At 39.8% G+C, this 9,660-nt stretch carries 6 protein-coding genes and 1 tRNA gene; 1 reads left to right on the top strand and 6 read right to left on the bottom strand.

Features of this window, described 5'->3' with window-relative positions:
• From AB7E63_RS08315 to AB7E63_RS08300, 4 genes are all read right to left on the bottom strand, one after another.
• Nucleotides 1–1,049: DNA translocase FtsK 4TM domain-containing protein (locus AB7E63_RS08315; protein ID WP_428419178.1), on the bottom strand; the 1,049-nt coding region annotated here is incomplete at its 3' end.
• A 53-nt stretch (nucleotides 1,050–1,102) separates the two neighbouring features.
• Entirely contained in the window at nucleotides 1,103–1,873 is a 771-nt protein-coding gene (locus tag AB7E63_RS08310) for an undecaprenyl-diphosphate phosphatase (protein ID WP_006341417.1), read from the bottom strand.
• A gap of 139 nt (nucleotides 1,874–2,012) precedes the next feature.
• Nucleotides 2,013–2,086: transfer RNA gene (locus AB7E63_RS08305), tRNA-His, on the bottom strand.
• A 362-nt stretch (nucleotides 2,087–2,448) separates the two neighbouring features.
• On the bottom strand, nucleotides 2,449–3,483 hold the full coding sequence (locus tag AB7E63_RS08300; protein WP_036746242.1) for an FAD-dependent oxidoreductase: 1,035 nt from the start codon (nucleotides 3,481–3,483) through the stop codon (nucleotides 2,449–2,451).
• Nucleotides 3,484–3,887: 404 nt separating this feature from the next.
• Here AB7E63_RS08300 and AB7E63_RS08295 point away from each other — a divergent pair, with 404 nt between their 5' ends.
• Nucleotides 3,888–5,261, top strand: a complete 1,374-nt coding sequence (locus AB7E63_RS08295) for a hypothetical protein (protein ID WP_013925568.1) — start codon at nucleotides 3,888–3,890, stop codon at nucleotides 5,259–5,261.
• A gap of 217 nt (nucleotides 5,262–5,478) precedes the next feature.
• Here AB7E63_RS08295 and AB7E63_RS08290 read toward each other — a convergent pair whose 3' ends face one another.
• Both AB7E63_RS08290 and AB7E63_RS08285 read right to left on the bottom strand, forming a co-directional pair.
• On the bottom strand, nucleotides 5,479–7,710 hold the full coding sequence (locus AB7E63_RS08290; protein WP_006341420.1) for an ATP-dependent DNA helicase: 2,232 nt from the start codon (nucleotides 7,708–7,710) through the stop codon (nucleotides 5,479–5,481).
• 59 nt (nucleotides 7,711–7,769) lie between these two features.
• On the bottom strand, nucleotides 7,770–9,410 hold the full coding sequence (locus AB7E63_RS08285; protein ID WP_006341421.1) for an RNA polymerase sigma factor: 1,641 nt from the start codon (nucleotides 9,408–9,410) through the stop codon (nucleotides 7,770–7,772).
• Between the last annotated feature and the right edge of the window lie 250 nt (nucleotides 9,411–9,660).

Genomic DNA, 9,660 nt, shown 5'->3' with positions numbered 1-9,660 from the left:
TAATCTTTCTTCAGCAGGGTTTGGTCAATATTTTTGGGATTTGTTAAAAGCGTGTCTTCTGGGACTTCGTAATTGGTGAAATCCCCGTTGTAAACTTTCTGAGCGGCAATTGCCGCGTCTTTCTTGTTGAGCTCAGATGTTTCAAAATCCACATTTTGCATAGAGGAGGGGGGCATCAGATCATCATCATTTTCTATGGGGGCATCAGGCATGGGAAGAGCCATGCGGGGGGCTTCTCCAAAGGTGTTTTTTAAGATGGGATCGAAGGCGTATTTCCGTGCAAAGGAGGGCCGATTTTTTAAATCATTTTCCTGAAAAGGAACGGTTTCTTCCTCTTCAGCTTGTAAAAAAGATGATTTTGAAGATTTAGAAACGGGTTCTTCCGCATATTCTCGAGGGGCAAATAGGGCATCCCACTTCTCTCTTGAGATTTCTTTTATAAGAGTAAAAAAGTTAGTCAGCGCTTGCAAGATTTGGTCTGGAGTGATTTTTGCCAAAGAAAGCAACGAGGCAACAAGGGTGCTAAAAAAGACTAAGCCGACTCCTGTTGTATTGAGCATGCGGACAAGATTAAAGGAGGGCATGTCGCGATAGAGATAATAGAAAGGGGCTCCCCCCAAGTGGTAGCGTTGTTTTTTGAACCAGGAATACGTGTAAAAAGAGTGGCCCAAAAATGTGCGGATCGTAGGAAATTGCTCTTCAATGAGAGAAAGGAGAATGGATAAAGAGCCAACCACAATGGCAACAGCTAAGGCTTTTTTCGCAAGGCGATTAATGGGATGATTAAAGAGAAGGCGCCAGCTGATCCATCCAAGAAAAATGAGGATTAAATAGCTGCTTAATCCAAATAAAGCATGGAAAATCCATCCAATGGTATGTCCGATCAGGCCTAGCCAGTTTTTAGACTCTTGTCCATACGCGAAGCTTAAAAGGCTCAAAGCTAATATGATGGATACACTAAAAAAGAAGATGCCTCGCATTTCGGTATTATAGGGAGTGACATCTTTCGTAGATGCCGATGTCATTTTTATTTGTTTTTTTTTAGCCATTTTTTCCCTTAATGATTTTTACAAGGACGATCATCGGTGCGTCAATTTGTAAACTAAAAGTTGAAATAAATAATTGCAAATATTCCTAAAGCAAAACAGTACCATGCAAAATAAATAAAGCGGTGATGCATGGCTATTTTTTGCAAAAAAAATAAAGAAGCATATCCCACACAAAGAGAGGTGAGGAGTCCTGCTGCATATGCAGACAGAGAAATGGAAGGTGCTGCCGAGGCTGTGGTCATTAATTTGAGCGTTTCAACGGCAATTCCTCCAAGAATGGCGGGAATCGCCATTAAAAAGGAAAATGTCAAAGCATCCCGTATATTCCATCCGAGCAATTGTGCTCCAGAAATGGTCGCGCCACTGCGGGAAATACCGGGAAAAATTGCGAGAGCTTGAAAACAACCAATTAAAAATGGTGTTTTCCAAGGATGTTTAGGAGGTGTTTCTTTTTGGTAACGTACACCTAGAAATAGGAGAAGAGAGGTGATGAGAAAAAAGAAGCCGAGTAAATGAGGTTTTTGATAAATCGATTCGATCGGTTTAAGAAAAATCACCAGGGGAAATAAAGGGAGCGTGGCAAGTGTGATTTGTAATAAGCGTGTTCGATTCGATGTGAAGGTTTCTTTGATCTCTTTAGAGAAAAAAAATAAAATGGCGCATAAGGTTCCCAAGTGGCAGACTAGATCGAATAAGATGTATTGATCCAAATTTTGAAGCCCCATTAAAGTTTGCATGAGCTTTAAATGGCCAGAGGAACTGACGGGCAGAAATTCGGTTAATCCTTGGATGATACCAAGAAAAATCGCTTCAAGTGTGGACATCGGTTTATTCCTTCATGCGAGAAAGTCGGAAAACTTGCAACGCTTTCCCCATTTGGACGTGGAAGGCGTAGATAGCCCTTCAGGGTGCCATGAAAGGGATTTTTCAACAAGGATAATTTAATGGGGGGAGAAAAAAGAGGGCGAACGACGGGATTCGAACCCGCGACTTCTGGAACCACAATCCAGCGCTCTAACCAACTGAGCTACGATCGCCGTAAAAATGAAAAGATTGGCTGAAAAGACGATTTTCGTCAATAGCTTTTCTTCTTTTTTTATGAAAAAGAAAAAAAAGCTGCTGAAAGGGGCTAAGAAGCTGGCGTGATCAACACGGCTTGTAAAGGTGGGTTCACTCCCCAAAGTTCAAGATGAAAACACACAAGTGTGTAGCTATCCCTTTGGCGTTGTAATCCCTTAACAAAAAAAATATCGTTGATAAGCTTAATAGCTTCTAGTTATCCCAAGCAGCAGCAAATAAATACATTACTTCATTATCGAATTTTTCGCATTAAAATAATTGTAAAGTGTTAATTTTTAAAACAAAAGCCAATTAAATCTTACTATATCATGAACATCCATTAGGGCGCGCATTGTGAAAATAAGTAGGCGCTGTAATCGAGCAATTGCTTCGATGCCGCTTCCATTTTTTGATTAAATTTTTTATAGGATCTATCTTTATAGGGTTTGCTAAAAAAATCTCCCGCATAGACTGCGCTTTGTAAGGCTGTATTTAATCCAATACAGTCAAAGAAAGTTGCAGATGCCGCAGCCTCTCCCACAAGAAGAATCCGACTTTCTTTGTTGGAGAAGGTTTGAGCTTTTTGCAAAAAGACACTCATATTATTTTCGTAAATAACATTAGGGTTTCTGGCTCGGATCATTTCTGCTTCCAAAGTCCAGCCTTGTGCCAGAAGCCTTTCTCGAAATTGTGCAAGTGTATAATTTGAAAAAAACTTAGGATCATAACATACACCCTGCAGGCTAATTGCACTTCCTCCAGGCAAAAGAATTCGACGAATATAATAATATTGCTGATCAATAATTTCTGACGTAATAGCCCCTCCCGAATTGTCGAATGGGAAGAAGGCCCAAGCTCCTACTGTTTGATAAGAGGGATCGCAGTCCATGCCTAATTGCTTGCGTAAGTGGCTTTGAGAACCATCGGCAGCGACGATAAAATCGTAAGGAATGAATATTTTTCCATTAAGTGTGTTTATCTCAGCAGTAAAATTACTTTCATCAACCGCGATGAATTTTCCCAATGTTCTTTCAATTCCTAGTTCTTTGACTCGATTTTTGAGAGCTCGGTTAAGATACTTAATTTGGACTAATCCGGTTGATTTGCCCTCAAATTGGACCATTGTCATTTCAGGAATTGTCACCTTCCACTTGTCTAGTAAAGATAAAGAAGCTTTTGTAAGAAAAACCCAATAAGCGTGGAGGCAGTCTTTTTCCTTTTCCACGACTCTCACATTCATCCCTTTTTGGTAGGCTTCAATGGCGGTACCAAGACCGGAGGGGCCTCCGCCAATGATCAGCACATCTGTGGAATGTGCGGCAATTGTATACATCAATAAAAAAATCACAAATAACATGTTCTTAAGCTGTGTCATCGGTTTCCTCTCATTTTTTTGTGATAAAATAGAGTCTAACAAAAAACTATAATCTTAAGAAAGAGGAGCTCGATGGACCGCTCACTTTTTGGAGGGTAGCAATCAATGTTAGATAAGCGTTTTCTGCGACTCATGTTTTACTTTGGAGGGGATTCAAGACATCCAGATGAGGAGTCTTCATAACTGTACGCAGATTATTTCCTAAGACTTAAAGGGGTCATGTGTGGTTATTGAAAAACATATCTTTTTTTTCAGAAATTTTTAATGTTAAATTCAATTAATTGAAAAATTTAAGAACTAGTCCGCTTTCTTATTGTTGGGTTTTTTGTAGTTTTAAGTTATTGTTATTTTATTTATAATCTTTATTATTATTTATCGTTGAACAATTAAAAAGGTGAATACCCATGCATAATTTTTCTGATTACGGTTCTTATTATCCTAAACCAAGTTATTTTCCACCTGCAATTAATTATTCCTATTCTTTGCTTGAACGAGTGAAATCCTTTCGCAGTGAGGAAGATAAGCGTGATTTTATAAAACAATTGAACGTTTATGAGGGCATTTATCTTTATGGAGGAAAAGAATATCTACTAGAGCAAGATCACGAAGGAAAAACCTTTATTGAGAATCCCCATCTGTCAATTGACGATCGTGTTAAATATTTAGAAATTTTATATAAAATTTATAAAACACATGAATTGAAAGATGTTGTTCTCTTGCGTGAAGTTCTTATAAAGGTTCTTAATTCTTATTTTCTTGATTCTTATCTTTATAATTCTTACGAAAAATGTCTGCCTTGTCGAGAAATGTTCCATGATCAAAGGCTTATACAAAATTATCAGATTGCGGAGTGTCCAATTAAACATCCCATTCCGGTTAATCCTGTAACACCTCTAGAATCTTTCACACGTATTCCAAATACTATAAGAGATGTGATTCATATGAGTGTTGATATTCGCCCATTTATGCAAGAAATGAGCCTCACTTATTACGAGCAAGGAAGATTTGAAGCCGATATTGCTTCTTTGCAAAAAGATGTGCGAGCAAGGTTGATAGATATGCATTTATTTTCTGAATTTGATTCCCATGAAAGACGTTATGTAAGAGAGGGTAACAATTTTGCGCTTGAAAATCTTTACAAGATTAAAGTAGATTTTTCTCTCTCGATTATGCATGAGGTTCGCTTAGCTGTTCTTCGAAAAATCATGAAATTTGATCAAAAAGGGAGAATCGATCGAATTGCTTTGCCTATGTTTGATAAACATTTTGAAGAAATAAATAAGAAAAAGCGGGAATTTGAAGTCCCTACTGCAAAAGTGGAGGACGACGTTATTGCAATCTGTCAGAGGAAAGGGGAATTTGAACGCTACATGGACGATGAGAAAGAAAGAATCAAAACTGGGATTAGAGAGCAAATCGGAGAACTGTACACGAAGATTATGCAAAACAAAGGATCTAGAATGTTTCAGTGCATTCTTCAGATGCCAGATCAACTTACCCCAAGAGTTGCTGTTCAGGGTCTAAGGCAAGATGCTTTTTTAAGATTGCCTCCCATTGCTCAAATTCAAAATTTGCATAATTCGCTTCAAGAGAGTCGCTTTGAAGATGCTTCTTTAGCTGATTTATTCTCCATTGTTCAAAATCCTTCTTCTCTTCAAACTCAGCAAGAACTCCATGAATTCCAAGTACGTTTGGGCCAGTTAAAGCAGTTGCCAACAAGCTCGCAAGATTTGTTGCGCAAAATTCAAACTCATCTTGTTCAACGTATTCTTAACTAACCAAAGCGGGTCCATTAGTATTATTATTTCAGGCTTCTTTTTGAAGCCTGTTTCATTTTAATGGTTATGGACACTATCAAATGTTTGGCTTGGCTAGCAACTATTGATGAGTAGGCATTCAAAGGTGAAGTGAGCTTTTTTTTTCTGGTGATATAAGAAATTAATTGAAAGCAAGAAGCTCGCACTAAGATAACGTCTTCTTGCTTAAGGAACTTAATTACTGCTTGTTTTTTACAAAATGGTAGGTTCTTTTATAGAACTCATCCAGCTTCATTTGTACATGCTCACTTTGTGTGAGCAATACCTGGCATGGAGGCAAGCTATTGATAAATGAAGAACCATAAGATTTTGATACTAACCGAGAATCTAGGCAAACCACACACCCGCGATCATTTTTATCCCGAATCAGCCTTCCAAAACCTTGCTTGAACTTCATAATCGCTTGAGGAAGGGCATACTCTCCAAAAGGATCACCTCCGCGCGCTGAAATAGCTTCGGCTCTTGCTTGAATCAATGGCTCATTGGGTACTCTGAATGGTAATTTCACGATGATGACACAGCGCAAGTCTTCGCCGATCACATCCACACCTTCCCAAAAAGAATCGGTTCCAAATAAAACAGCTCGATCAGCAGCTTTAAATTTCTGCAGTAGGGATTGACGATTGTCATCACCCTGTTTAAATAAGCGAAAGCGATTGTCTTCTAATCTTTTTTGCAGTATCTGATAGCATGTTTTTAGGTGTGTATAAGAAGTGAATAAAACAAAGGCATTTCCTCGGCTTGATTGAAGGGCTTGCCAAATTTTTTCACAGGCTTGTTCTTGGTACTTAGGATGGGCAGGTTCTGGCAAATCCACAGGTACAACCAGCATGGCTTGTTCTTTGTAGTTAAAAGGAGATCCATAGATTTCTTCTTTAATGGATCGACTGGCCAGAGCCTCGGCTGTGAGGCCAAGGCGCTTACGGATAAAATCAAAGCGATTATTGGTCGTTAATGTAGCGCTGCATAAAACAATGGTCGAAAAAGGTTTGAACAAATAATCTACAAGTGCTTGAGAAACATCTAAATCGGCATGTACAAGTTGAATGGATGGAATCATTCTCGTCGATTGAATTTCAATCCAACGAACCTTTGAGGGAGAAAATTCTGAAGAGGTAAAGGATTCTAGGGCTTTTGTGAAGAGGGAGAGGCGTTGCGATAATGCGGCAATGTCGAATCGAATCCCCTTGGTTTGTTCATTTAGCTGATCGTTATCTAAAGCTTTTAAATCCATTTCCAGACTTGAAAGAGCTGTAGTATAGCGTTGAGCTTCTTCTAGCGTGAGTTTAACATGCGGTAGAATTTTTTGATTCCAGTCTGGGTGCGTGACATGGAAGGGGAGAAGGCGTAGCTTATTTTCTTTCCAGTCTTGATCTTGGGAAGCGTAAGGAGATTGGAGCGTTTGCACAAAAGAACCAAAGATATGAAAAGCGTCGACAATAAATTTCAGCAAATCTTTTCGGAGCGCAGGCAAATCAATTTGAAGCCGATTTAAAAGGGAATTAACCTCATGCGTGGCATTTTTTTTGCAGCATTCTTGGATCTTTTCTTTTAGCAGTGGTAATTTACCATGCACTTTCCCTTGTTTTTCAGCTGTGAGTCGGGCCATGACGCGTAGAATGCCAATCTGTGAAACACGTGCGGCAAAAAAGTCTGTAGCAATATCCTCAATATGATGGGCTTCATCGATGACGATCCGATGGTAGGTGGGAAGCAATGCAGGATCATCAAAGTGCTCATTCTCACTTCTAAAGAGAAGATCTGCAAAAAGCATATTGTGGTTGGCAATTAACAATTGAGCTTCATTAGCTTCTCGTCTAGCTTTAATAAAATGGCAGTCTTTATAGTGAGGGCAGGCCATGTGATTGCACGTGTCGCTTTCTGCGCAAACCTTTTCCCATGTGGTAGACGAGGGGACAAAATGTAGGCTAGATCGAGAACCATCAGTTGTTTGTTCTGCCCAGGCCTCGATTTGTTCAAGTTCTTGGCTTTCCTGGTCGGGTAGTAGACGAAATTCCTGGCGAGCTTCTTCTAATTTTCTTAAACATAAATAGTTGCTCATTCCTTTAACCAAGACAGCATGGATTTCAACACCCAATGCTTTGACAAGAGTCGGGATGTCTTTCAAAAGGAGTTGTTCTTGCAGAGTAATTGTGTGTGTAGAAATCAGGGTGCGTTCTTTATTCTGAAGTGACCACAAAATAGCTGGGATCAGATAAGCCATGCTTTTTCCCGTACCTGTTCCCGCTTCAATGAGTGCAATTTCCCCTTGATTGTAGGCTTGGAGGATATTTTCCATCATTTTGATTTGAGGTTCACGTACCTCAAAACCTTTGACGCTACGGGCTAGCAAACCCTCTTTTTTTAAAAGAGAAAGGGCTTGTTCGATATCTAGTTTGCGGGAAGACATGGGAACCTTTGGGGAAATGGAGCTAAGCCAGGATACTGACTTAGCCGGAAATTCGATGTTTATTCGACATCTAACAAATCTAGGAACGCTTTCAATTGTTTAGAACGCGTTGGGTGGCGCATTTTTCGCAGGGCTTTAGCCTCAATTTGACGAATACGTTCACGGGTTACATTAAATTCAACGCCCACTTCTTCCAAAGTCTTGGGTTTGCCATCTAAAAGGCCAAAACGTTGAATTAAAACTTTGCGTTCGCGATCAGTCAATGTGGCTAATACTTCATTCATTTTGTCTTTCAAAATGGAATAGCCAGTTGCTTCCGCGGGTGAGTCTGCTCCTGTATCTTCTAGAAAGTCCCCAAATTGGCTTTCACCGCCATCACCTACTTCAGCTTGTAGCGAGATCGGGTGTTGGGCAATTTTGTAGATTTCACGTACACGTTCAGCTGTAATGCCAAGTTCATTAGCGAGTTCTTCAGGGCTTGGTTCACGACCAGTTTCCATCATTAGTTTCTTTGCGCCGCGCAAGACCTTGTTGATCGTCTCGATCATGTGCACCGGAATACGGATTGTTCTTGCTTGGTCTGCGATGGCACGTGTAACGGCTTGTCGAATCCACCAAGTCGCATAAGTTGAAAATTTGTAACCGCGACGATATTCAAACTTTTCAACCGCTTTCATCAGACCCATATTGCCTTCTTGAATTAAATCAAGGAAGGATAGGCCGCGGTTTGTGTATTTCTTGGCGATCGAAATGACTAAGCGCAGGTTGGATTCAACCATTTCTCTTTTTGCTTCTTGGCTTTTATCCATCCAACGTTGAAGCATGCGCACATCTTTTTTGAAATCTTCTAAAGAACGTCCCGCCGCTAATTCCCGTTTTTTGAGCTTGCGCTTGGCTGCATTCAATTTTGCAGCGGCATATTTATTACGCTCAGCACGTGGTTTAAGCTCATTGATATCTTTTTCAAGGGCTAAGAAACGGTCGTAAGCCCGTAAAATCACTTCACCAAAGTCTTCAATGACGTTATGTCGACAGTGGAGTCTACGTAAATAGGCTTGTGTGCGGATTCGGCATTTTTCAATGTCTTCTTCCAATGTTTCTGAGAGTGGCTTCAGTAAAAGCTGTTCTAGAATGGCATCTTCATCTTTTAAAAGATCACAAAGCTTTGGAAGGAGGTGCAAAAATTCTTGCTTATTGACCACTTCTTTTTCTGTAATGCATTTATCAAAGCGCTCTTTTCCTTGAATAAGGTAAGAGGCAATCGAAATGGCTTCGGCTGTGGAATAGCGGAAACGCATGATGATTCGTTCGATTTGAATTTGCGCTTTTTCGATCCGTTTGGAAATCTCCACTTCTTCTTCTCGGCTGAGGAGAGGAACAGATCCCATTTCTTTTAAATACATTCTAACAGGATCGTCCGGGGAACCTTCAGATCGCTTAGGAAGCCCTTCCATTTCTTTGGCTTCTTTCTTCTTCTCTTTTTGCCTCTCGACTTCCGCTTGATTCAGAACTTGAACATCCATCCCGCTTAAGAAAATCAGGACTTGGTCAATTTGATCTGCGTTGTCAAAAGTCATTGGGAGGATTTCGTTAATTTCCTCGTAGGTGATGTATCCCTGTTCTTTTGCAAGCGAGACAAGTTCATCAACTTTTTGTTGGTGATGCTGGGAGAATGTTTGTGAAAAATTTACTTTGCTCATGTTTTCCTAAAAGTTTTTGTTTCCAGGCGCAGTTCCTATTCAGGAATGCGAACAATAAATTCAAAAAAAGGGCGAAAAGTGCGAAAATAAGAAATCAGATCGTGTCTGAGTGAGAAATCGAAAGAGGAGGATTTAAAGTTAGACGCAAGTTTTTTGTTCAATTAACATCCTCAATTGTAGAAGAGACACAGCACCATTGTAGGTTACCATTATTCGAATAATTCTTTGAATATTCATCTTGACAAAATGC

Source organism: Parachlamydia sp. (genome assembly GCF_050255895.1).
Lineage (GTDB): Bacteria > Chlamydiota > Chlamydiia > Chlamydiales > Parachlamydiaceae > Parachlamydia > Parachlamydia acanthamoebae.
The sequence above is the reverse complement of the archived record's forward strand: the minus strand, read 5'-3'. Positions and strand labels throughout refer to the sequence as shown.